The sequence below is a fragment of the Pirellulales bacterium genome (assembly GCA_036267355.1).
In the GTDB taxonomy this organism is placed as follows: domain Bacteria; phylum Planctomycetota; class Planctomycetia; order Pirellulales; family DATAWG01; genus DATAWG01.
The window spans coordinates 25,541-50,516 of record DATAWG010000088.1 but is presented as its reverse complement, the minus strand read 5'-3'; the positions used below and the strand labels follow the sequence as shown (position 1 = coordinate 50,516).

Below are 24,976 nucleotides of genomic sequence, written 5' to 3'. Positions count from 1 at the left end.
CAAAAATGTGTCAAATTTGCCGAGAGCTTGTTTCCACCGCCGCGCCGTCATAACCAGCATTTCTGCCACACGGTTGCCATGCAAACGGCCGGTAATTTGAGCGATTTCCGCTGGCTCGTGAGCGCCGAGGCGGCCCCGTGGCTTGAATTGGCCGCCCAGGAACCCCAGCCGAGCGTCGCAATGGTGAGCCGCTTGCGCCGCGAACTGTCTGCCGAGCGAGCCCATCTGGTGCTCGAGCAATCAGCGCTGCGGCGGCGGGGCCGGGACAAATTCGTGGCCGCCGAGCGAATGTTTTTCACGCCCCTTGGGCTGGAACAGGCGACCGACGAAGTGCTCGCCGCCTACAAGGCGGAGCGATTTGCGCGGATTGCGCGAGGCAGTAGCGGGGCGGTCGATGAACCAATGGAGAATGGGGTGGATGATTCCCCCTCACCCCCGGCCCCTCTCCCGCACAGGGGAGAGGGGAGAAGGATGGTCCCGGCCCCTCTCCCGCACCGGGGAGAGGGGGGAAGGGCGTTGGCCACCCCGTTGTTCGCGGACCTCTGTTGCGGAATTGGCGGCGACTTGATTGCGATTGGCAACTGCGGGCCGACGATCGGTGTGGATCGCGATCCCGTGGCGGCACTGTTGGCGGAGGCGAATCTTGCGGCTTGCGGTTTGTTGATTCCGGGCCATGCAGGAGGCAACACTGGCGGAGCCCGTGGCACACGAGAGTCACACGCTGGACGAGCGGTGGAAAAATGCGCGCGAGTGCAGGTCGGCGATGTGGCGGTGTTTTCAGTTGCCGAGTGCAATGCGTGGCATATCGATCCGGACCGCCGGCCCGAGGGACGCCGAACGACGCGAGCCGTGCTCCACGATCCGCCCCCGGCGTCGATCGAGCAGTTGTTGTCGATGTGTCCGAACGCCGCGGTGAAACTCGCGCCTGCGGCCGTGCTGCCCGGCGGCTGGGCCTCGCGCGCGGAATTGGAATGGATCACCACGCGCCGCGAATGCCGGCAGTTGGTCGCATGGTTCGGCGGACTTGCCACACAGCTGGGCACGCGGCGGGCGACGGTGTTGTCGGCCGGGCGCCAACGCCGCACATTCACCGGCGAGGCGGATCTCGTCACGGGCGTCGCAAATCGGATTGGCCGCTATGTGTTCGAGCCCGACGCCGCGATCCTTGCGGCCGGCTTAGCGGGCGCGCTGGCGCGGGAATACGGGCTCGAAGCCGTCGCGGCACGCGGCGCGTATCTTACGGGCGAGCCATCGGGCGAAATGCTCCGCAATTCAGTGCTCCGCGATGCGGCGTTGGCGAGTTTCGAAGTGCTCGATGTAGTGCCCCTGCGAGTGAAAGCACTTCGACAATGGTTGCGCGAGCGCGGCATCGGCCGTGTCGACGTTAAGAAACGCGCCGTCGACATCGATCCGCACCGCCTCGCCGCCGATCTGCGCAGCGAATGCAACGATCATGCAACGCTGCTCGTCTACAGCCAGGGCGAAAAAAAGCTCGCCATCATCGCCCGGCGGCTCGTGCCGGCCGACGTAAGCGGCGCAGCCGAGTAGCTTCGGCGATTGGCCTCGCGCCCCTCGCGGCCACTTCGGCAAATATTGCCCGCGGCGGGATTACGCCCTGAAATATCAGGCGATGTCTTCGCGACCGCAGGCAGCGATAGCGGCCCTGTTCGCGCCGCCGGTGGCGCTGCGCTGAAAACCGAAGCGGGTGCGGGGCGACCGCGCGACAGCAGCTATCGCGCCGGGGCGATTGGTCTTGAGACCCTCGCCTCGACGTGTTATTTAGCGAACCTTCATGAAGCAGCCGTGAGTTAGCTCGATGGCAATTCATCCCGCCATTGCCATCTTCCGCAACGGTGCGCGAGGAGCGGATCTCCCGATCTGACGTTCAACTGGAGGAGCAATCATGCCCGGATTCCGATTCCGTCGAATACTGCGATGGAGTGCGTCTGTCGCCGTCTTGTTCGCGGCCGGTTGGCTCGTCGCCAGGCAACGACCGGGCTGCGGCATCTGGCCGTCGCTCGCAATGGGCCCCTGCGTCGAATCGCACGAAGTGTCGCCGCAGCGGTTGGTCGTCGCGCCGGTGACCTATCGGCCGGTCAAACGCACGATCGAAGCCGCCGGCACTCTGTACGGCTGCGAAGAAGTTTCGATATGTGCGACGGCGGAAGGCCGCGTCGTGCGGCTGCGGCACGATGTCGCCGACCACGTGCGGCCGGGCGAAGAACTGCTCGAGGTCGATCCGATCGACTACGAATTGGCCGTCCGGCAGGCGGACAAAGCCTTGCTCGTGGAACTGGCCAAGCTGGGCTTGCAAGCGCCCCCGCTGGCCAGCTTCGATCTCAAGCAATTGCCGATGGTCGTCGAAGCCAAAGTGAAATCCGACAATTGCAAATCGCACTTCGAGCGGTCGCAATTGCTGTTCGTCCATAAAGCGGTCACGGAAGAAGAACTGCTCGACAAGCAGGTCGAATATCGCATGGCCGAAGCGGAATACGAAAATCAAGTCTCGCTGGCCAAAGCGGAATTGGCGACCATCCAAGAGAAGCAGGAAATGCTGGCCATCGCCGAGCAACGATTGGCCGACACGATCGTGAAGGCGCCTGCCGCCGCGGATGCCGTGCCAGACGCTCGCGATGCCGTCTATGCCGTTTCGAAGCGGAGCGTTATCGAAGGCAGCTACGTGCATCCGGGCGCGGAGATTTATCGGCTCGTGATCGATAGCACGCTCGAGCTGCGCGTGGCGGTCCCCGACAGCCGATCGAGCGAAATTCGTAGCGGGCAAAGCGTGCAAGTATCGGTCGCCGGTGCGCCTCGCGCCTTCGCCGGTGCGGTGATGCGGATCGGTCCCACGGTCGATCCGGCCACTCGGACCTGCGAGGTCGAGGTGCAAGTGCCCAATGCCGATGGAATGCTGAAAGTCGGAGGCATCGCGACGGCGACGATTCTGACCCATGTCGATCGCGACGCCGCGACGGTGCCCTCCGACGCGCCGCTGACTTCCGACGGAGTGACGAAACTGTTGCTAGCCGACGGTGAACACTTCAAGCCGGTTGCCGTAACGCTCGGCGCCAAGAGCACGGATTGGGTAGAAGTGCTCCGCCCCGCACTGCCACGCGGAACGCGCGTCGTCACCAACGGCCAATTGGCGCTTGTTGCCGGCGGCGACCGGCGATAGGGGCGACCGGCGATAGGGGTGACCGGCCATACACGTTGGTTCGCTACTCCGGCGTGCCACGTCGGGCCCACGAAAAATTTGGCCCATGCGGTGGGCCTCCCTCGCTGACGCTTCGGGCTAGTGTCCCTTCGCTAACGCTTGGTGTCATTTGGGATGTGTGCACTGTAGCCCGAAGCGCCGGCGATTGTAGCCCGAAGCGTTAGCGAGGGACGCCCCGGGATTCCCGACACCAAATCGCCGGTAGCCCGAAGCGCCGGCGATTGTAGCCCGAAGCGTTAGCGAGGGACGCGGGCCAAACGCCATCGCAGTTCCGGGCGCGGTCTCCGCCACGTGGCCTTGACGTTTCGCCAAGACGTGCCATTATCGATGCTTTCATCGGGGCAATTCGGCATCGACCGTGGAGCATCGCGTGGCCGTGCAGAAAATCCAAGGCATCTTTACGCCGCATCTCGTGCCGCTCGATGGTTCGGGGCAGATCGACGAAGCCGAGTTGCGGCGCTACATCGATTGGCTCATCGCTCGTGGCGTGCACGGGCTATACCCCAACGGCTCGACCGGCGAGTTCACGCGGTTCACGCCGCTCGAGCGGCGGCGGATCGTCGAAATCGTTTGCCACCAGGCTGCCGGCCGCGTGCCGGTGTTGGCTGGCGCCGCGGAAGCGAATGTCCGCGAGACGCTTGATGCCTGCGCGGCGTATGCCGAGTTCGGGGCGCGCGCGGTCGCGATCGTTTCGCCGTATTACTACAAGCTGGGCCCCGAGTCGGTGTATGCCTATTTTCGCGAGATCGCGCTTCATAGCCCCATCGATGTGACGCTCTACAACATTCCGATGTTCGCCAGCCCGATCGACGTGCCGACGATCCGGCGGTTGGCGGAGCTGCCGCGCGTCGTGGGCATTAAGGATTCGTCGGGCGATTTGTCGTTCATGATGCGCTTGATCGCGGCCGTTCGGCCAATGCGGCCCGATTTCGCTTTCCTGACCGGGTGGGAAGGCGTGCTCGTGCCGGCGCTGCTGGTCGGGGCCGACGGCGGCACGCATGCCACGGCGGGCGTGGTGCCGGAAGTGATGCGGCAAATGTATGATCTGACCCGCGCCGGCGAGATCGACCGAGCGATGCGGCTCCAATATCGCTTGCTGGAGTTGTTCGACGCGATGCTGTCTTGTTCCGCGGATTTCCCGAGCGGATTTCGCGCGGCCGTCGAGCTGCGCGGATTTCACCTGGGCCAGAGCCGCCAACCGCTCAGCGAATTGCAACAAGATCAATTAGCCGTGCTCAAGGAATCTCTCGAGCGAATGCTATTCGATTTCGGCTGCATCGGGCCCGGCACGGCATCCGGCGCCGCATTGCAACAAACCTCGCGCTGATTACACCGGTGGCCACGCGCATGCTTGAATTTCAGAAGGATTTTTCCGCAGGCGAATTCGCCTCGCGTCGCAAGCGGATCGTCGAAGCCATCGGCGAGGGTGTGGCAATCGTGCAGGGGGCGCCGGCCAACGGCGCGTTCGACCGTTTCCGGCAGACAAACGAGTTTTATTATCTGTGCGGGGTCGAAGTGCCGCATGCCTATTTGTCGATCGACGGAGCGACCGGCACTAGTGGGCTCTATCTTCCACGGCGCGATCCGCAGATGGAACGCATCGAGGGCCGCCAATGGAGTTGCGACGACGCCGAAGACCTGCGGGCTCTGACCGGTGTCGAGGCGGTTCGGCCGCTCGATGGCTTGATCGCTGATATCGGCCAGCCGCGGCGGATTTTCGCGTGCCACAGCCCCGCGGAAGGCCGGCAAATGTGCCGCGACGAACTCCGGCACGCGCGCGCCTTGCAAGCGGCTGATCCGATCGTGGGCGGCGATCCACCGCCGGAGCTCGCCTTGATCGCCCAATTCCGCGCCAGGTGGCCCGGGGCGCAAATTTGCGATCTCTCATCGGTGCTCGATCGGTTGCGCACCGTCAAAAGCCCGCGCGAAGTGGAACTCATGCGGCGTAGCGGAAGCCTGACGGCGGCCGCAATCGCCGAAGCGATGCGTGCGACCGTGCCGGGAATGTATGAATATCGACTCGCGGCGCTCGCAGACTATCGGTTCGCCGTCGAGGGCGCCCAGGGGCCCGGCTATCGGGCGATCGTTGCCGGCGGCGAGAACATCTGGAACGCACACTATTTCCGCAACAATTGCCGCCTGAAAGACGGCGACTTGGTGCTGATGGATTATGCGCCGGACTTGGGATACTACACGAGCGATATCGGCCGGATGTGGCCCGTCAGCGGACGCTATTCTCCGCTGCAGCGGGAACTGTACGGGTTCATCGTCGAATACCATAAAACACTGCTGCGATTGATACGGCCTGGCGCGCTGGCGGATCAAATACATCGCGAGGCGGCAAAGCAAATGACCGCAGTCGTCGAAAACACCCGCTGGTCGAAGCCGAGCTACGAGCAAGCCGCCCGCAACACGCTCCAATTCACCGGCCATCTGTCGCACGGAGTGGGCATGGCCGTACACGACGCGGGCAATTATCGGGAGGAGCCGCTGGCGCCGGGCATTGTGTTTGCGCTCGATCCGCAGATGTGGGTCCACGAAGAGCAGCTTTATATCCGAGTGGAAGACACGGTCGTCGTGACCGAATCAGGCGTGGAAAATCTCACCGCCGCCGCGCCAGTGGAACTCGACGATGTCGAATCGCACATGCAGGCCGGCGCCGCTGCCGGCCCAATCTAATTTCTATTTCGGCGGCAGGAGTGCGACGAGCCGCGATTCCAACTCGCCGCGGCCCGCGGAAATCGCCAGGCCGATGACAACCGCCCACAGTGGTCGCGGGCCGAGTTGATCGAGCCCGATTTTGACCAGATCCTTGTGTGTGCAGACGATCGCTTCGACGGGCAATTCGGCGCCCCACCGCGAGAGCGAATCGATGTCGTCACGCCGGTAGGAAAAATGGTCCGGAAATTCACGCATCGCTGCCAACCGGCAGCCGATGCCGGAGAGCGTGTGCCGGAATCCGACCGGATTTCCGACGCCGCAGAAAGCCGCCACAGGCCGGCCGGATAGCGCCGAAAGCGGCTGCGTGCGGCCGGAAGCCGAAAGCAATTTTTCAGGCCGATGCGACGCTTCCAGCCAAATCGCTTGCGGAGCCTGCTGCACCACGGCACGGCGAATTGTCTCGCGCTCCGGCGATTCAATCAGATCGGCGCGGGAAAGCACAACCACGTCGGCCCGGCACAGGCCGCTGAGCGGCTCGCGCAGCGTGCCCCGGGGAAAGACATGCCCGAACCCAAACGGCTCCAGCCCATCGATCACCACGATATTCACATCGCGGTGAATTCGCCGATGCTGGAACGCATCGTCGAGCAGGATCAACTGGCAATCGAATTCTTCGATGGCCATCCGCGCGGCCGCCACGCGGTCCGGATTCTGCACGTGCGGCACGTCGGGCAGCTTTTGCTCGAGCTCGAGGGCTTCGTCGTTGCGCGAGCCGGCCTCGGCCCCATATCCGCGGCTGATGATCGTCACGCGCACATTGCGCTCGCGAAACCAGCGGGCGAGCCATTCCACGAGCGGCGTTTTGCCCGTGCCGCCGAGCGTCAGGTTTCCGACGCTGATGACCGGCACGCCGACCCGTTCGACCGGCTTCCGCCCGCGATCGTATTGCCGATTCCGCCATTGGACGGCCAGCGAATACGGCACTTCCGCCGCCCGCATCAGCCCACGAAGAAGCGTGGCCTGAATTCCGCGCTGCTCCCCGCTGACCAGTGCTCGAAATTGCGAGCCACGCTGCGATCGGCGCTCCGCTCGATGATTCGCCGTGCTCGACTCCATTTTGCAATTAGCCCGAAACCGAGGCGCAATCCAAGTTGGCGTTCACGCTTTAGCGTGCTGCCGAAGCGAGCGACCCCTTCGGCAGCCACCGCCAAAGTGCCACACTAGCCCGAAGTAAGCGAGGGACCCCGTCGGCGGCCAGCGATGCAGCCAGCGCCAAAGGCGTCGTGCCACACGAGCCCGAGTGTAAGCGAGGGAGCGGCCGTACTCACCCTCGCTTACGCTTCGGGCTACTATTTCGCAACGAGGCCTAAATCCCTGGCATTACGAAAAATCCGCGCCCAAGCGTGAACTCCAACAGATCCATCTCACGCACCGGATTCGAGGCGGCGGCAGATGGCGGCGGCCATTTCTTGCGTTCCCACGGCCGTCGGATCGTCGCGATTGGGCTTCAGATCGTAGGTCACTTCGCGGCCTTCGGCGATCACCCCGGCCACCGCCCGCTCCAAGCGATCGGCGGCGTCGGTTTCGCCCAAATGCCGTAGCATCAGCATGCCGGAAAGGATGAGCGCCGTCGGATTGACCTTGTTCTGCCCCTTGTATTTCGGGGCGCTGCCGTGGGTCGCTTCGAACACGGCCCCTTCGGGCCCGATATTCGCGCCGGGGGCGACGCCCAGGCCGCCCACCAAGCCTGCCGCCAAATCGCTGATCACATCGCCATACAGATTCGGCAGCACAAGAATGTCGTACAACTCGGGCTTTTGCACCAATTGCATGCACATGTTGTCGACGATGCGGTCTTCGAATTCGATGTCGGAGTATTCTTTGGCCACTCGACGCGACACGTCGAGAAACAACCCGTCGGTGAACTTGAGGATATTCGCTTTGTGAACGCAGGTCACGCGGCGGCGGCCATTCTTGCGGGCATAGTCGAACGCATAACGAACGATCCGCTCCGTGGCGCCGACGCTGATCGATTTGATCGTGATGCCCGTCTCGTCGAGAGCGGTTTTGACTTTCCCGCTCTTGGAATGGCCGTTGATATAGTCGATCAGCTCGCGGGTTTCGGGCTTGCCTCGCTCGAATTCAATTCCGGCATAAAGGCTTTCCGTGTTTTCCCGGACGATGATCAGATCGATGGGCACGCTTTCGAAAAACGTTCGCACGCCGGCGTAGTGCTTGCATGGCCGCAAACAGGCGTAGAGGCCGAGCGCTTGCCGCAGGTGGACATTGATGCTGCGGAACCCGGTGCCCACAGGCGTGGTGATCGGGGCTTTGAGGGCACAGTGCGTGCGGCGGACGCTTTCCATCACGGCGTCGGGCAGCGGCGTGCCGGTGCGGGCCATCACATCGACGCCGGCCTCCTGCACGTCCCATTGGACTTTCACGCCGGTCGCGTCGACGCATTTTCGCGCCGCCTCGGCCAGCTCCGGTCCGGTCCCGTCGCCCGTAATCAACGTCACATCGTAAACCATGCGTTTGTTACCTCAGAGGCTCGAACCGAACGCCGAATTACGCCGTTTCTGACAGGCAAGGATTCTATTCCCGCTGCGCCCCCAACGGAAGCCCCGCCGGGTCGAATGACGAAGGTCGAATGACGAAGGTCGAACGGCGGCCGGCGTGCCGGTTTTTCTGTTCGGCGTCTCGCGGGCGGTTTACGTCCCCATCCGAAAATCGGCCAAATTGGCGTTGTCGCGGCGGGGGCATTTTTCTAATCTACGCAGCCCATTTGCGACGGCGCCGGTTTGATGCCGCGCTGGTGTATATCTTCAGGGAAGGAGATGCCATGCAGCGAGAAGAGATTCGCGGTGTTTTGAAGGCCATCTTCGAAGAAGAAACCAGCGAGACCATCGACGCTCTGCCGGACGACACGCGAATCGTCGAGGAGCTTGGGCTCGATTCGGTCGACATCGTCAGCCTGATCATGCGCGTCGAACAGCAATTCCGCGTGCGAATCAGCCACGGCGAACTGGCCGACATGACTACCTTCGGCTCGCTGCTCGATCTTGTGCAAGCGAAGCTGAGCAATCCGGGGCAAGACGGCCGATCGACCGCCGCCGCGGCATAACTGCGCCGCCATCATTGCCGTAGCCCGCTTCTCCGTCTTTTTCGCCGCCCCGCGTCGCCGCTCGCTTGCGGTTTCGCGCGTCGCCGTTGCAATGGTTTGCCGCGCCGGTTTGCTTTGCCCGCCGCCAGCCACTATTTTGAAGGACCGTAGCAAGAGGGCTTGTAGCAAGAAGGCTTGCATCGGTGGTCGTTTGAAATCGAAAAACGCAGGGCGTTGAAAAACCTGTTCGGCAATTTGTTCGGCAGCGATGATCCGGCGCTCTACCGAGTGCAAACCCGCGCGCCGGGCCCACAGGGGACGCTGCCGCTCGATGCCGACATGCTCCGCGATTGGCCGAGCGGCGATCTATTCGGTTTGTCGCAGAACGCCGGCATGGGCTGGCCGCCGCAGGAAATGCTCGGCCCGCAGATGCTCATCTTGAGCACCCAAGGGGGCATTCGCGCGGAAGACGGCACGCCAATCGCGCTCGGCTATCACACGGGGCACTGGGAAGTCGGCCTGTTGGTGCAACAAGCGGCCCGCACGTTCAAGCAGGCCGGGGCGGTTCCCTTTGCGGCCTATTGCAGCGACCCATGCGACGGCCGCACGCAGGGCACCGCCGGCATGTTCGACAGCCTTCCGTATCGCAACGATGCGGCGATTTTGCTGCGGCGATTGATCCGCTCGCTGCCGGCGCGCCGCGGCATGCTCGGCATTGCCACCTGCGACAAGGGCTTGCCGGCGATGATGATGGCCCTGGCCGGGACGAAAGATTTGCCGGCGGTCCTCGTGCCGGGCGGTGTGTCGCTGCCGCCGGAGCAAGGGGAAGATGCCGGTAAGGTGCAATCGCTCGGGGCGCGGTTTGCGCATGGCGAGGTCAGCCTGGAAGAAGCGGCCGAACTGAGTTGCCGCGCCTGCGCTTCACCCGGCGGCGGCTGCCAATTCCTGGGCACCGCGGCAACGTCGCAAGTTGTCGGCGAAGCCCTCGGCATGACGATTCCTCATGCGGCCCTGGCGCCAAGCGGACAACCGATCTGGCTCGATCTGGCCCGCCGCAGCGCCACGGCGCTCTTGGCAATGCACGAGCAACGGCGGACGCTCGGCGATGTGCTCACCGAGACGGCGGTGCGCAATGCGATGATTGTCCACGCGGCTTGCGGCGGTTCGACGAATCTTTTGCTGCACCTGCCCGCGATCGCCCATGCCGCGGGCCTGCGCCTTCCAAGCGTCGACGATTGGCATGAAATCAATCTGCGCACGCCGCGAATCGTCGACGCACTGCCCAACGGCCCGGTGGGGCATCCGACGGTCCGCGTGTTTCTCGCCGGCGGCGTGCCGGAGATCATGCTCCAGCTTCGCGATCTCGCGATCTTGGACTTGGAAGCGCGCACCATTACCGGCCACACGCTCCGCGCAATCATCGAAGCCTGGGAGCAATCGCCGCGGCGCAAGCAACTCCACGATCGGCTCCGCGAAGCCGATGGCGTGGAACCGTCGGACGTCATCATGAGCCCAGCCGCTGCGCGCCAGCGCGGACTGACGCCGACCGTTTGCTTTCCGCGCGGCAATCTCGCCCCGCAAGGATCGGTCGTAAAGAGCACGGCCATTGATGCCCGATCGGTCGGCCCCGATGGCATTTTTCGCATGCTCGGATCGGCGCGGGTTTTCACCCGCGAGCGCGATGCCATCGACGCGATCAAAGGCCGCCGCGGCGAAGCGATTCGTCCGGGCGACGTGATTGTGTTGGCCGGTCGCGGACCGCTCGGCTCCGGGATGGAAGAAACCTATCAGATCACCTCGGCCCTAAAGCATTTGGATTGGGGACGCGACGTTGCCGTTGTTACCGACGCGCGGTTTTCCGGCGTTAGCACGGGGGCTTGCATTGGGCATGTCGGCCCCGAGGCATTGGCCGGCGGCCCGATCGGGAAAGTGCAAGATGGCGACCGGATTCGCATCCTCGTCGATTGCCGCCGGCTGACGGGCAGCGTCGATCTGGGGGGGGATCGCGAGCGGCAGTTCGACGCGGCCGAAGCGGAGCGCGTGCTTGCCGCTCGATCGCCGCGCGGCGACTTGGCGCCCGACGACCGTTTGCCGGCCGACACACGCCTTTGGGCCGCGTTGCAAGCCGCCAGCGGTGGTGCCTGGAACGGCTGCGTTTACGATGTCGATCGCATCGTGCGGCTCTTGGAAGCCGGCCGTGTGCATCTTTCACCGCCGGAGATGGGGGAGGGCTAACGGCCTGTTGAAGTATTTCGGCACGAGTATATCTTCGTGTGCCGCTGGCTCACCCAGTGTTTGAAACGCCGGTAATTCCCGCACTGGCAGAGCCAGTGGCACACGCAGACGGCATGCAGCAGAACAGTGGAGCCGGCTCTTTCGGCAGGGCAGTGCGTTTTTTTCGCATCTGAGCACGCCGGCGACGCAGGAGTGACAAGCCGTTGGCACCCGCGAAATCCACGATTGCCCTATGCGAAGGCAATCGCGACCAATGCGCTCGCCGCCACCGGCGGATTTTTTCGCGGCGAATTTCACCGTGCTGCTCGCGATCACCGCTCCCACCGAGCATGGGAAAGCAAAAGACCAAGGCAAGGCGAGCAAGCCTCCGCGGCGAATGCGACGAAGGCGCAATCGCTAGGCGTTGTCTCCGACCCGCCGAGCCGCACACAAGCCCGAAGCGTTAGCGAGGAAGCACACAAGTCCGAAGCGTTAGCGAGGAAACACACAAGCCCGAAGCGTTAGCGAGGAAGCACGCAAGCCCGAAGCGTTAGCGAGGAAGCACGCAAGCCCGAAGCGTTAGCGAGGAAACACACAAGCCCGAAGCGTTAGCGAGGGAGCCGCTGGGACCCGTCCTCGCTTACGCTTCGGGCTAGTATTCGCTGCGCCCACACTCCTGGTTGACGTTAGGAGACAAAGCGAATTTTCCTTGCTAGCGCTGCGGGCTCGGAACGCTGTCGGCGGCGGAGGGAAGTGCCGGAACGTTTGACGTGAGTTGCGGAATCTGCTGCGGCGGCAGGACCACGCCGAAACTGACGATGTAGTGGATCGCCTGGTCGACGGTCATATCGAGGTCCATCATCTGGCTCTTGGGCACGAGCCGGATATAGCCGCTCACCGGAATCGGATTCACGTGCACCAACACGGCGAAAACCGGTTCGCCTGCCAATTGGCGAATCTCGGCAAAGCCTTCGCTGGCGACGAAGCCGATTTGCCACTGCCCGCGCGCCGGATGCTCGAATGCCACGACGCGGCTGAATTCCAGCGGCTTCTCGGTGAGCAGATAGTCGGTGAGTTGTTTGGCCGCCCCGTAGACGCCGCGAACCACCGGCAGGTGCGTTATCGCATGCTCGAAATAATGCCACACCGCCTGCCCCACTTCCGCGGCGACAAGGCTGCCCAGCACATACATCAGCGCCACGAACACGACCAAGAAAACCGGCACGACCACGATCGGCCGCATGTACTCGGTTTCGACATAACGGCGGTATACGCCCCAGCCGGTCGTCGGCGGCGGATTCGACCCCAATCCGCGCAGCGCAACGGCGTACACATCCAGCGGCACGAATTCGCGATCTTCCAGTTCGCGATAGCGCACGCCATGCCACAGATAGACGCCTTCCTGATCCGTCGGCTTGGCGCCGGGCAATTCGGTGCGAATGTCTTGCACCGACCAGGTGATCATGGAGGAGATTTCGGCCGTAACCGGCTGCAACACATACGACTTCACAGTCTGCCAGATCCAAACCAGGATCACGATCGTCAACAGCGGAGGCAGCAACACGCCCAAGCCGCGAATCAACGCGCCGCGCAGCGGCCGATGCCGCCGCGGCACGACGATCGGCGATGTTGCGGGCTGATCGGGAAGCATCGAAACGGGGGCGATGGTTAAGGCTCGGCCGAAAAAATAACTTCTCCGCCGACCCCTCTCCCCTTCCAGGAGAGGGCAGGGTGCGGGGCCCGAAAAGCGGAAGCTCGTCGGCGCCTGTCGGCAATCTTCCTCGCTAACGCTTCGGGCTAGTGTACGTCTGAGAAGCATCCACACTAGCCCGAAGCGCTGGCGAGGGACGGCCTCAACGCCAAGCTGATTCCATCTGATTCTACACGGCCGGGCGCTACGTGCCTTCGGCAGCCGGCCGGTGTCCGGCTTTTTTCTTGATTTACCAAAGCCTTATGGGGCTTCCATTCGGCCGGAGAAACGCAGGGGTTGGCATCGCGAGCAGGATACACGTAAAATGCGACCGCTAAAGGCGGTGGTCTCGCGAAAAGGAGCCAACATGGCCGATCAGCAGCTTGTCGTCGAACACTCGGCTGGCGAGCCCACAGCCGACAATCCCGTCGCGAGCGCCGCTCCGCCGGCGCTGCCGCCGCACGAATCTGGATCGCGCCGCCGGCGAATCTGGATCGTGGCCATCTCGATCGCAGTGCTCATTCTGGCCGTCGTCTTCGGCGCTCCGCTGGTCGCGCGGATGATCAACACGGTTTCGACCGACGACGCGTATGTCAACGGACACGTGACGTTCGTCGCGCCCCGCGTCGCCGGCCAGGTCGCCAAAGTGCTGGTCGACGACAACGATCACGTCCGTAAGGGCGATCTCTTGGTGCAACTCGACAAGCAGCCTTATCAGGTGATCGTCGATCAAAAGAAAGCGGCGCTGGCGGTCGCCAAATCGAATGTCACGGTGGCGGAAGATGAGGTGCGGGCCATGGTCGGGCAGGCACGGGCCGCCCGGTTCAAGCTCGATCATGCCATCGAAGACGTGAACAATCAGATCGCCGTGCTGCGGGCAAGCGTCGCCGGGGTGCAAACATCGCGGGCAAAGCTGGCCCTGGCGCAGTCCGACTATCAGCGGGCTCTGGAATTACAAAAAACTCCCGGCGCGATCAGCCAACAAGATGTCGACGCGCGTCGCGAGGCCCTCGACACCGCCGAGGCGACGCTCAAGCAAACGCTCGAACAGGTGTACCAGATTCGCGCGAGCCTCGGCTTGCCGATGCAACCTGCGAAGGGCGAAGATCTCACCTCGGTGCCTGCCGATTTGGATCAGACCTTTTCCTCGGTGCGGTCGGCGATGTATGCGATGTTGCAAACCGTCGCCCCGCTCGGAATCATCCCCTCGTCGTATACGCTGACGCCGAAGCAAGTGCTCGCGGAATTTTATGCCCGCGACCCGAGCGGCAACTTCGATCAAATCATTGCCAAAATCATCAAGAAAGCGCCCGCGATCAAATTGGCCGAGTCGCAGCTGATGGTGGCCCAAAGCGATTTGGACCAAGCCGAGCTAAACCTCAGCTATTGCGACGTGCTCGCCGAGATCGATGGCGTCATCACGCGGCGGCAGGTGAACCCGGGCGATAACTTGGTCGTCGGGCAAAGCGTGATGGCGCTGCGCTCGCTGACGGAGATTTGGATCGACGCGAATTTCAAGGAAACGCAGCTCGCCCGCCTGCGCATCGGCCAACCTGCGGATCTGGATGTCGACATGTATGGCAGCCACAAGATGTTCAAAGGGCGAATTCAAGGATTCACGATGGGCACCGGTTCGACATTGGCCGTTTTGCCCGCCGAAAACGCGACGGGCAATTTCGTCAAAGTCGTCCAGCGGCTCCCGGTGCGTATCGAGTTGACGGACTACGATCCCGAAAAAGTGCCGCTGTTCGTCGGCCTGTCGGTCACGCCGTATGTCTACATCAATGAGAAGCCCACCGGGCCGGACGCCGGCAAAGTGTTGCGGCCCATTTCGGAATTGCCCGAGCGGCCGCTCAAGACGCAGCTTCCGCCGATCAAGCCCGAGCTTCCGCCTATCACGCCCGAACTTCCGCCGGTCAAGCCGGAAAAGCAACCATGAGCACCACGGGGGCTAGCGCATCGGGCGCCGCTGGGGCGGGCATTGCTGCGCCGAGCAGCGCGGCAAGGTCCCTGAAGCCCGTCCACCTCACCGCCATTCCGCGCGGCATCAACCCGTGGCTCGTGGCGCTGGCGGTGGTGATCCCGACGTTCATGGAAGTTCTCGACACGACGATCGCCAATGTCGCCTTGCGCTATATCGCCGGCGGCTTGTCGGCCCCCGAAACCGACAGCGAATGGGTGATCACCAGCTACCTTGCGGCGAACGCAATCATCTTGCCGATTTCCGGCTGGCTGGGCACTCGGCTCGGGCGGCGGAACTACTTTCTGTTTTCGATTGCCCTGTTCACGTTCGCCTCGGCGATGTGCGGCATGGCCACCAGCTTGAACATGCTGATCTTATTTCGCGTGGTGCAAGGGCTGGCCGGCGGCGGCTTGCAGCCATCGAGCCAAGCCGTGTTGCTCGATGCGTTTCCGCCGGAAAAACAGGGCCAGGCGATGACGATCTTCGGAATCGCCGCCCTGCTGGCCCCGGTGGTCGGGCCGACGCTCGGCGGCTACATCACCGACAACTACGGCTGGCGATGGATTTTCTACCTGAATCTGCCGGTCGGCTTGTTCGCCCTGGCCATGTGCTACGCTCTGGTGGTCGATCCCGATTATCTGAAAGCCGCGACGGCCCGGCTCAAAAAACTGCCGCTCCAATTCGATACGATCGGGCTCTGCTTGTTGAGCATCACGATGGTTTCGTGGGAGATCATGCTCAGCAAGGGGCAGGAATGGGACTGGCTCGGCGATCCGTTTTATCGCGTGCAAACGCTGTTGGCGCTCTTCGTGCTTGGGCTCGGCGGATTGATCTGGCGCGAACTGAAGATTCGCAATCCGCTGATCAATTTTCGAACGCTTTTGGATCGCAATTTTCGCGCCTGTTGCATCATCATCTTCTGCGCCTACGGCGTGCTGTATGCCAACACCACGCAGCTCCCCGGCCTGCTGCAATCGCTCTTCGGCTACGACGCGACCACCTCGGGCCTCGTTCTATCGCCGGCGGGCGTGTTTGCCATTATGACGCTGTTGGTTGTCGGCGTGCTGCTGACTCGCGGCGTCGATGCGCGCATTCTGATGGGCTGCGGATTGGCGGTATTGGCGATCGGGAATTTCTGGATGTCGCGGTTGAATCTCGGCGTTGGACCGTGGCAGGTCGTTTGGCCGCGCGTGGTCTTGATTGTCGGGCTTTCGATGCTGTTCGCGCCGCTGAACGTGGCGGCCTTTGTTTATATTCCGCGCGAGATGCGCGGGGCGGCGGTCGGGCTGTTGGCCTTGCTGCGCAACGAAGGGGGCAGCGTCGGCACGTCGGTGGCTCAAACCATCCTCGAACGCCGCGAGCAATTTCATACGCTGCGGCTGAACGAAAACCTCGACCCGCTGAATCCGGCCGTCACGCAATGGTTGCACAATGCCCAGCAACTCTTCATGCAGCAGACGGGCGATCCAGCGGCGTCACGCCAAATGGCCCAGCAAGCGCTCCAAAATCTGCGCGACCAGCAGGCCGATGCCCTGTCGTATTTCGACGTCTTCTGGGTTTCGGCCGTGATCGCGGCGTGCCTTGTTTTTCTCGTGTTGCTGATGCGCCGCTCGGCCGCCGAAAAAGGCGCTCACATCGCCGCCGATTGATCGTGTCAGGCGTGGTCCGCCTGCTTCGTATTCGCGTCTTTCGCGTATTTCATGATTCCTTGCTTCGGATCGGAATCTTCCAACAGAAATTTCGGCCGATCGTTTTTGCCGGTGACAATACGCTGTCACCGGCATCGAATAAACTACCGCGGTTGACGGCTGGCCGCTGCAGGGCGGTAAGCATCGGCGCCAGGATTTTGCGGCACACGTGTGCCGCAAGGGTTCGCACCTTCTTGACGCCGCGATTTGCCGCCGAGCGGGTCTGGCGCGACCCTTGCGATGGCCAGCCGAATGCGACCGTCGCCCCGGGCGGGGCAGCCCGCGGCGACGGGATTTCTTCGAAAGATTATGGCGAATGGCCGGTGAGGCGGCCAAAGCGACTGACGGGGTGCCATGCCGTACAACGCTAAGGCTCGGCCGAAAAATAGCTTCCGCTTTTCGAACTCCTCATGCTGCCCTCCCCCCCAAGGGGAGAGGGGTCTGTAGAGAAGTTGTTTTTCGGCCGAACAGAGGTAAGCGAGCACAGCTAAGACGCCAATGCTTGCGAACGCCGAGTTGGCGATGGCCGGCGCTGTCTATTTCTGTAGCGAGACGCGGTTAGGCGGCGGCGTGTGAGTCTGGTCAACGGCCTGCCCCATGTCGGGGCGATCTTCGTCGACCGGTTGCGCGACGCGGATTGCTTCGGCAGCGCGGTTCGTCAGCGTGATCAGCGGGCCGGGATAAACGCCGACGCCCAGCACCAGCAGGGTGCAGGCGATCATCGCCCACCATGCTCCGGCGCCCCCCTCCGCTTTGACGGGGCTCGATTTCCCCTCCGGGCCCGAGCGGAAATACATGACTCCCACGACGCGCAGATAATAGGCCATCGCGATCGCGGCATTGATCACGCCGACCACGGCCAGGCCGACGAACCAGGGTCGCAGCGGCGCCGTATCGCCCGCAGTGGGCGCCGAATCGACACCAAGCGCGGTGCTGAAGAGCGTCAGCTTGCCCCAGAAACCAGCCAAGGGCGGAATGCCCGCCAGACTGAACATCGACACCGCCAGGGCCAGCGCCGGCAGCGGCCGCGATCGGCCCAGCCCGCCAAGTTCGTCCAGCGAATCGACTTGCTTGTCGCGGCCGCCGAGATACTTGAGCGCCGCGAACGCTCCGATCGTCGAAAGGCAATACACGGCCAGATAGAAAAACGAGGCGCCGATGCCTTGCAGCGGAACCTCCGGGGCCGGCAGATGCAGGTTCTGATGGCGAGCGACGATGTCGTAATACCCAAGCCCCGTGGCAACGCCGATCAAGATATAGCCGCCGTGCGCGATCGACGAATACGCCAGCAGCCGGCGAACGTCGCTTTGCCACAGCGCGACGAGATTTCCCAGCGTCATCGTGGCCACGGCCATCACCATCGCCACTTTCCATCCCAACGTCTCGAGGCCCGGCATCGAAGCGTATACGATCCGCACGAGCACCAGCAGTCCGGCGATCTTCGGCAGCGTGGAAAGCAAGCCGGCATTGGCGTTGCTCGTGCCTTGATAAACGTCGGGAGCATAGAAGTGCAGCGGCACGCACGTCATGCGGAAGCCGAGGCCCGCAAAAACGAGCAGCACGGCAATCGGGGCCAGCGCGACGCCCGGCCCAACATGCGCCCCCGACGGCGCGATCTGCAAAACGTGCAACAGCCCATCAAGCCGCGTGGTGCCTGCGGCGCCGTAAAGAAAACTGAATCCATACAACAGCAGCGCCGAGGAAAGGATGCTCAAGAAAAAGTATTTCGTCGTCGCTTCCTGGCCGTATGGATCGCGGCGCCCCAGATAGAGCAAGATGTAGGTGGGAATCGAAATCAATTCCAGCCCCACGAACAGCAGCACCAGATCGTAGGCCACGGCGACGATCATCAACCCGGCCACAAGCAGCAGCAGCGAGCCGACATATTCGGCGGCCGGCCGCACGCTGGGCGAATTCGCCGACAGCATGACCAACAGCAACGCGAATAGCAGAATGCCCCACAGGCAAATCTGCCCCAACAGATCGATTGCGAGCGGGCCGCTGATCCAGGCCCGCGGCGCCGAAGCCAACAACTCCGCATGGGCATGCAAGTCTTGCCCCAGTAGCACCAGGCCGGCCAGCAGGATGGCGAACACGGCCGCGGCATGCGGCATGAAATGGCGCGGCACAAACGCGCCCGCCAGATAAATGATCGTCGCCGCCCCGATCAGCACGATCTCGGGCAGCAGGAGATAAATCGTCGTCGCGTCGGTCATGGGGTGGAGGGGCGAGGGGCGAGGGACGAGGGGCTAGGGACGAGGCCGACTAATGTACTGTCGTGGCTCGAGGGGCCGCTGAAGTTTGTTCGCGATGTTGCGGGGCGGTCTTCGCTAACGCTTCGGGCTAGTGTGTCGCCAATGTTAGCCCGCAGCGCAAGCGAGGATGGTTGCGGGCTCGGCGATGCGGCGGCGTAGTGCGCTTGGAAAGCGGCGTCGATCGGGGCGGCCAATGGATCGACGGCCGGGGCGATCGGCTGCAAAAATCTGTTCGGAACCAAGCCGATCCAAAACACGAATACCACCAGCGGCGCGAGCGTCAGCATTTCGCGGAAGTTCAAATCGCGGATCGGAGCATGATGCGCAGGAACGACTTGATGCGCGGCGGCGGGCGATTCGTGCCCACTGGCGGATTCTGTGGCGGCATGCGGCTGAGGCTCTCGCAACGGCCCGAACAACACGCGCTGCACGAGCCACAACATATACCACGCTCCGAGCACGACGCCCAGCACGGCCAGGACGGCGATCGTCAGCAGTTCCCAATTCAGGCCGGCGGGGGATTGCGACCAGCCGCGCTGGAACATGCCGGCGAGGATCAGGAATTCGCCGGCAAAGCCGTTGGTGCCCGGCAGACCGATGCTCGAAAGCGTAAACAGAACCAGGAAAAATGCGAACCGCGGCAATTTGCGAGCGATGCCGCCGTAGTCGGCGATATTGCGCGTGTGGTAGCGGTCGTAGAGCATTCCCACCAGGGCGAAGAGCGCCCCGGTGGAAATGCCGTGGTTGATCATCTGCAACACGCCCCCTTGCAGCCCGAGGGGATTGAGCGCGAAGATGCCGAGCATGCAAAAGCCCATGTGGCTGACGCTCGAACAGGCCACGAGCCGCTTGATGTCTTTCTGCGCCAGGGCCAATAGGGCCCCATAAAGAATGCCGATCACCGCCAGCCACAACAGCCACGGCACGCAAATGGCCGTTGCCGCCGGCAGCATCGGCATGCTGAACCGCAAGAAGCCATAGCTGCCGATTTTCAACAGCACGCCCGCCAACAGCACGCTGCCCGCCGCGGGAGCTTGTGTGTGGGCCAGCGGCAGCCATGTATGGAGCGGAAACAGCGGCACCTTGATCGCAAAGCCGGCAAATAGCGCCAGGAACACGAGCATCTGCAAGTAGCCGTGGGCCGCGTCGTTCGGCAACGGATTGTGAGCCAATGCGACGGTGAGCTGCGCGATCGAAAACGTCAGCTTGTGCGACGACATGGATTGCCAAAGCACGATCGTCAACAAGCCGAGAAACGTCAGCACGCTGCCGGCAAACGTGAACAGGAAAAACTTCGTGGCCGCGTAGCGCCGCTCTTCGCTGCCCCAGATGCCGATCAGAAAAAAGAGCGGAATCAGCGTGAATTCGAAGAACACGTAGAACAAGATGATGTCGCCCGCCGCGAACACGCCGAGCATGCCGGTTTCCAACAATAAGAGCAGCCCATAAAACCCAGCCGGCCGATCCGAGATCGAATCCCAACTCACCAGCACGGCACAAAATGTCAGCAGCGCCGCCAGCCCGAAAAGCCACACGCTCAATCCATCTAAACCGACGCTGAAATGGATATTGATGCCGTGCAGCGACGCATCTTGCCCCAGCCAGGCCAGATTGCTGGCGGCATAGGGGATCGACGAACTGCCGGCCGCGGCTCCGAACGGATAATGGGCCACGACGACGATCGCCAGCACGAGCGTGATCAGGGATGTCATCAGCGCGCTTTGCCGCACCGCGTCGCGTCCCCAATGGGCCGCGAGCGCCGCGAGCGCCACGCCGATAAGCGGAAAACCGATCGTAATCAGCAGCAGATTTGACATTTGAGATTCGAATTTCAGCTAAGACATAAACTACATCGCCACTTGCACGTCCGCCGCCGGATAACGTAGCAGGCACGCTCCGTGTGCCGCCTGGGCTGCTCTGTGCGCAGCGCGTCGCGGAGCGCCGACGGCACACGGAGTGTGCCTGCTACAATTGTCGCTCTTCATTGCCCCCTCACTTCGGCCAGGGGATCAGCGTGCCGATCAGCACCAGCAGGCCGAGGATCATCGCCATCGCATAGAACTGCACCACGCCGTTTTGCAACGAGCGCAGCGCGGCGCCGAACAGCGGCGGGATCGCGCCGAACAGGTTCACCAGTCCGTCGATCAGCCAGCGATCGACGAAATTGCAAATCCAGGCCACGACGTGCAGCGGCCTGACAATCAGCCAATCGTAGAGCGGATCGACGAAAAACTTGCCGTAGGAAAGTTCGTAGCCCAGCCGGAAAATCCGTGTCAGCGCATCGACGTGCTTGCGGTCGCCCAGATACAAAAATGCCGCCACGCCGATGCCCAAGAGAGCCACGAGCGTGCTTGTCACCCCGACGCGGGTGTGGATCGTTTCACTGACCTCGCCGGCCGGGATCGCATGCCACGCCAGCGACGGAGCGAGCTTCAAGAATTCCTCGAAGCTCGACAGGAACATAAAGCCGACGATCGTCGCGCAAACGGCCAGGACCATTAGCGGAACAGTCATCGTGCGGGGCGATTCGTGGGCATGATGGCCGGCTTCCTCGGGAATTTTTTCCGGCCCGCAAAATGTCCAGAAGAACGCGCGGAACGTGTAGAACGCCGTGAGCAGCGCGGTCGCCAGGCCGACCCAATAGAGCGTGGTGAAAAATCCGCCCTCGGTCAGCCCATGAATGCCGAACACGCCGGACGAGCCGCCCGCCTGCCCGCGCTCGAGCGTGGTCGCCAGGATTCCGTCTTTGCTCCAGAAGCCGGCAAACGGCCAGACGCCGGCCAAGGCCAGGCAGCCGGCGAGAAACGTGATACACGTGATCGGCATGAGCTTTCGCAGTCCGCCGAATTTTCGCATGTCGATCACGCCCCCCATGCTATGCATCACGCTGCCGGCCCCAAGGAACAGCAGGGCCTTGAAAAACGCATGCGTAAACAAATGGAACATGCCGAAAATAATGCCCGGCAGCCAACCGATGCCGAGACTTAAGAACATGTAGCCGAGCTGGCTGACCGTGGAATACGCCAACACGCGTTTCAGATCGGTTTGTGTCAGCGCGATCAGCGCGGCCAAGAGGGCCGTGAAGCAGCCGATGAGCGCGACGGCATGCTGCGCTTGCGGGGCGGCAAAAAACAGCGGCGTACAGCGCGCAATCATATACACGCCGGCGGTGACCATCGTGGCCGCGTGGATCAACGCGCTGACGGGCGTCGGGCCTTCCATCGCATCGGGAAGCCAGACGTACAGCGGAAACTGCGCGCTTTTGCCGCAAGCGCCGGCCAAGAGCAGCAAGCAAATTGCCGTGCCAACTGCGCCGCCGACATAACCGCCGCCATTGGGAACCGAGAGCCGAATTTGACCCAACACGCCGGGCTGGTGCGTGGAATCGAACTCTGCAATCTCCCGCGCGACATGTGCCGGCTCAATCCCTCCGCCGTTTTGTATTTCTAGCATCACCGGCGGCACCGTGTCGTGGAAATCGAGCGTGCCGTAGGTGGTCCAAATCAGAAACAGCCCCAAGCCAAAACCGAAGTCGCCGATGCGGTTCACCAGAAACGCTTTTTTCCCCGCCGCCACGGCCGATGGCTTTTCATACCAAAAACCGATCAGCAGATAACTGCACAAGCCGACCGCTTCCCAAAATACATACAGCAGCACGAAATTGCTCACCGACACGAGCATCGTCATCGAGAATACAAACAGGCCGATGTAGCTGAAGAACCGCCAATAGCCGCGATCGCCGTGCATGTAGCCGATCGAATAGATGGCCACGAGCGAGGAGATGAACGTCACCATCGAGAGCATCATCGACGTGAGCGCATCGGCCCGCAGCGTTACGCCAATCGAAAAGCTCGGCGATTGGCCGGCGGCCGGCATGGCCGCGCGATCGGTCGGAATCGCGGCTTCCGAGCCGGGCATTTCGCGAGCGGCGGGCGAGCCGGGCGAAACCTGCGCCGGATATGCGTCATGCACATTGGCCCACGTCCAAAGCGTGTACGTCTTTTCGTATCCGATCGCGCCGGGATTGGTGCGGGCGGAATATTCGGCGTCGGAATTCACCTCTTTCAATAGCATCAGGCTGGCGAGAAACGCCACCACCAGCGCGATCACCACCGGCCAATGGCTGCGCGATTTCAGCCACGGCCCGAGGCAACCCGTCAGCACCGCCGCCGCAAGCGGCAACGCCGGAATCAGAATCAACAGCGTTTCAGTCATGGATCAATTCGGGGATTGAATTCGGGAAACACAAGCCCGAAGCGTTAGCGAGGGATGAACCGCCGATGGACGCTGCGAGCATCGACCGTCCTCGCTAACGCTTCGGGCTAGTGCGCTCGGCGGTGTTGCGGGGCCGTCCTCGCTAACGCTTCGGGCTAGTGTGCTCAGCGGTGTTGCGGGGCCGTCCTCGCTAACGCTTCGGGCTAGTGTGCTCGGCGGTGTTGCGGGGCCGTCCTCGCTAACGCTTCGGGTTTGTGTTTGCATGCGCTCGCCGTTGCTTTGGGCCAATTTGTGTATGTCCTCGCCGGCGCTGCGGGCTCGGGCTTCGTGCGAAAGCAGGTCAAACATGGTGGCGGTGGGAAATGTCTTCTTCGTCGGTCGTGGGCTTGATGCCGGAGGGGACCAAATGGGGCCACACCGGCGACGGCGTGCGCACCTCGGGCAATTCCGTGTCGATAAACGGTGGCAGGTTGCTCTCGCGGATGTCGTGCCAGGCGTCGACATCCAATTTGCCGTTGCGATGGTAGAGCATCAGCACCAGAGCCAAGGCGATTGCTGCCTCGCAGGCGGCGACGGTGAGACTAAAGATCACCACGATCTGGCCGCCCCAATCGTCGTGATACCGGCCCCAGGCCACGAGGCTCACCGACACGCCTTGCAACATCATCTCGGCGGCGAGGAACATCACGATCATGTTCCGCCGGCTCAAGAAACCGATCATGCCGATGCCGAACAACAGCGCTCCCACGAGCAGCGATTGATAGAGCAAAGCCGCTTCATCCATGGACCGGCTCCTTGTGGTCGGCGCCGTGCGGCCGGGAACCGCGGCCATTGCCCGACGATTCGCGCGGGCTTTGGCGCTTTTGCTCGCGGCGGCGGTCTTCTTCGGTGGGCGGCCGCTCGTGGCCGACCATGGCGATCGTGCCCACCAGGGCGGCCAAGAGCAATGTTCCGGCGACTTCGACGGCCACGAGATAACGGCTGAACAGTTCTTGGCCAAGATGGGCGACGTGGTCGAGCGACAGGATGTTTTGCCGCAGGGCCGCGTCGTCGGGGATTGGCGTCGATTTGAAATCGATGTTCACCAGCGCCATCGTCAGAATGCCGACGAGCACTGCGCCGGTCACGGCTGAAACCAGCGGCTCCCAGCAGACGCGGTCGTAATAAGCCCGGCCGGTGGATTGAGCCAGCATGAGCACGAACAGAAACGTGACCAGGATCGCCCCGGCGTAGACGATGATCGTCGCGGCGGCGAGAAACTGCGCGCCTTGAAACAGAAACAGCCCGGCCGTGCCCAACAGCGAGAGCGCGAACCAGACGGCGCAATAGACGGGGCTGCGGAGCGTCACCGCGGCGCCGGCGGCGATAAGCGTCACGCCTGCGAGAATCCAAAACAGCACCTGTGTCGGCCAGCCGCCAATCCGCACGCAGAGCGAGGCGAACAGCCCGAGCGCGACGATGCCGAGCACCGCGCCGATGGCCCGGCCGGCGAATCCGGCGCTGGCCCGCGGCAGCATAAGCCACATCGCCAGCGCAACCAGCAGCGTCGCAATCGCGACGGTCCATTGGATCGGGTTCAAAGTCGTTCGCTCCTAGTTTCTTCCGTGTGCCACTGGCTCTGCCATTGCTGCCGCACACTCACTGGCAGAGCCAGTGGCACACGGTTCGTCCCGCGCTAACGCTTTTTCCGCACGGCCGTTTTTCCCTTGCCCAGGCATTCATGCCTGGGACGACAGGCGAATCAACGATTCTGTTGCCAGCTCCGTTCACGGGGCTTTATCTTTTCCGCGGCTTTAGCCACCGGCAGTTCCAGGCGGCTAAAGCCAGCCTGTCGGTAAGCCCGCTGAAGCGGGCTGAAAACATTCTCTCGTTTCCTCGCGATCCCCAGGCCTGAAGGCCTGGGCTACGCAAAAACTTTCACCGGGCCGCGAATCCCAACGCCGTTCGTTCCGCGCCGCGGGCCGCTGGCTCTG

At 62.8% G+C, this 24,976-nt stretch carries 16 protein-coding genes; 8 read left to right on the top strand and 8 right to left on the bottom strand.

Annotated elements, in window-relative coordinates; all coding sequences use genetic code 11:
* Positions 1–78: 78 nt before the first annotated feature.
* From VHX65_14045 to VHX65_14030, 4 genes are all read left to right on the top strand, one after another.
* Entirely contained in the window at positions 79–1,548 is a 1,470-nt protein-coding gene (locus VHX65_14045) for a hypothetical protein (GenBank protein ID HEX3999670.1), read from the top strand.
* A gap of 355 nt (positions 1,549–1,903) precedes the next feature.
* Complete coding sequence (locus VHX65_14040) at positions 1,904–3,175, top strand: efflux RND transporter periplasmic adaptor subunit (GenBank protein ID HEX3999669.1); 1,272 nt, start codon at positions 1,904–1,906, stop codon at positions 3,173–3,175.
* A gap of 409 nt (positions 3,176–3,584) precedes the next feature.
* Positions 3,585–4,541, top strand: coding sequence for a dihydrodipicolinate synthase family protein (locus tag VHX65_14035; GenBank protein HEX3999668.1), 957 nt, complete (start codon positions 3,585–3,587; stop codon positions 4,539–4,541).
* A 20-nt stretch (positions 4,542–4,561) separates the two neighbouring features.
* On the top strand, positions 4,562–5,893 hold the full coding sequence (locus VHX65_14030; GenBank protein HEX3999667.1) for an aminopeptidase P N-terminal domain-containing protein: 1,332 nt from the start codon (positions 4,562–4,564) through the stop codon (positions 5,891–5,893).
* A gap of 3 nt (positions 5,894–5,896) precedes the next feature.
* On the opposite strand, the gene lpxK is transcribed toward VHX65_14030, so the two are convergent.
* Both lpxK and VHX65_14020 read right to left on the bottom strand, forming a co-directional pair.
* The gene (lpxK, locus tag VHX65_14025; GenBank protein ID HEX3999666.1) at positions 5,897–6,991 is read right to left on the bottom strand and encodes a tetraacyldisaccharide 4'-kinase; all 1,095 of its coding nucleotides are present in this window, start codon (positions 6,989–6,991) and stop codon (positions 5,897–5,899) included.
* 308 nt (positions 6,992–7,299) lie between these two features.
* Positions 7,300–8,406 carry an isocitrate/isopropylmalate dehydrogenase family protein gene (locus VHX65_14020; GenBank protein HEX3999665.1) on the bottom strand — a complete coding sequence of 369 codons (1,107 nt, stop codon included), beginning with the start codon at positions 8,404–8,406 and terminating at the stop codon, positions 7,300–7,302.
* 311 nt (positions 8,407–8,717) lie between these two features.
* Here VHX65_14020 and VHX65_14015 point away from each other — a divergent pair, with 311 nt between their 5' ends.
* The gene (locus tag VHX65_14015) at positions 8,718–8,999 is read left to right on the top strand and encodes an acyl carrier protein (protein HEX3999664.1); all 282 of its coding nucleotides are present in this window, start codon (positions 8,718–8,720) and stop codon (positions 8,997–8,999) included.
* A gap of 213 nt (positions 9,000–9,212) precedes the next feature.
* A complete protein-coding gene (locus VHX65_14010; GenBank protein HEX3999663.1) occupies positions 9,213–11,213 on the top strand; it encodes a YjhG/YagF family D-xylonate dehydratase in 2,001 nt (666 codons plus the stop codon).
* 691 nt (positions 11,214–11,904) lie between these two features.
* Here the strand turns inward: VHX65_14010 and VHX65_14005 are convergent.
* Entirely contained in the window at positions 11,905–12,843 is a 939-nt protein-coding gene (locus VHX65_14005; protein HEX3999662.1) for a DUF502 domain-containing protein, read from the bottom strand.
* Positions 12,844–13,207: 364 nt separating this feature from the next.
* Between VHX65_14005 and VHX65_14000 the strand changes: the two genes are divergently transcribed.
* Positions 13,208–14,821, top strand: a complete 1,614-nt coding sequence (locus tag VHX65_14000; protein HEX3999661.1) for an HlyD family secretion protein — start codon at positions 13,208–13,210, stop codon at positions 14,819–14,821.
* Entirely contained in the window at positions 14,818–16,494 is a 1,677-nt protein-coding gene (locus VHX65_13995; GenBank protein HEX3999660.1) for a DHA2 family efflux MFS transporter permease subunit, read from the top strand. Before VHX65_14000 ends, VHX65_13995 begins: the two co-directional genes overlap by 4 nt.
* Before the next feature lie 575 nt (positions 16,495–17,069).
* Here VHX65_13995 and VHX65_13990 read toward each other — a convergent pair.
* From VHX65_13990 to VHX65_13970, 5 genes are all read right to left on the bottom strand, one after another.
* Positions 17,070–18,749, bottom strand: coding sequence for an NADH-quinone oxidoreductase subunit N (locus VHX65_13990; GenBank protein HEX3999659.1), 1,680 nt, complete (start codon positions 18,747–18,749; stop codon positions 17,070–17,072).
* A complete protein-coding gene (locus VHX65_13985) occupies positions 18,746–20,605 on the bottom strand; it encodes an NADH-quinone oxidoreductase subunit M (GenBank protein ID HEX3999658.1) in 1,860 nt (619 codons plus the stop codon). The genes VHX65_13990 and VHX65_13985 overlap by 4 nt, the downstream gene beginning before the upstream one ends.
* Positions 20,606–20,780: 175 nt before the next feature.
* Positions 20,781–23,003, bottom strand: coding sequence for an NADH-quinone oxidoreductase subunit L (gene nuoL, locus VHX65_13980; GenBank protein HEX3999657.1), 2,223 nt, complete (start codon positions 23,001–23,003; stop codon positions 20,781–20,783).
* A 340-nt stretch (positions 23,004–23,343) separates the two neighbouring features.
* Positions 23,344–23,787 (bottom strand): NADH-quinone oxidoreductase subunit NuoK, encoded by a 444-nt coding sequence (gene nuoK, locus VHX65_13975; GenBank protein HEX3999656.1) that lies wholly within the window; start codon positions 23,785–23,787, stop codon positions 23,344–23,346.
* Positions 23,780–24,583, bottom strand: a complete 804-nt coding sequence (locus tag VHX65_13970; protein ID HEX3999655.1) for an NADH-quinone oxidoreductase subunit J — start codon at positions 24,581–24,583, stop codon at positions 23,780–23,782. The genes nuoK and VHX65_13970 overlap by 8 nt, the downstream gene beginning before the upstream one ends.
* Between the last annotated feature and the right edge of the window lie 393 nt (positions 24,584–24,976).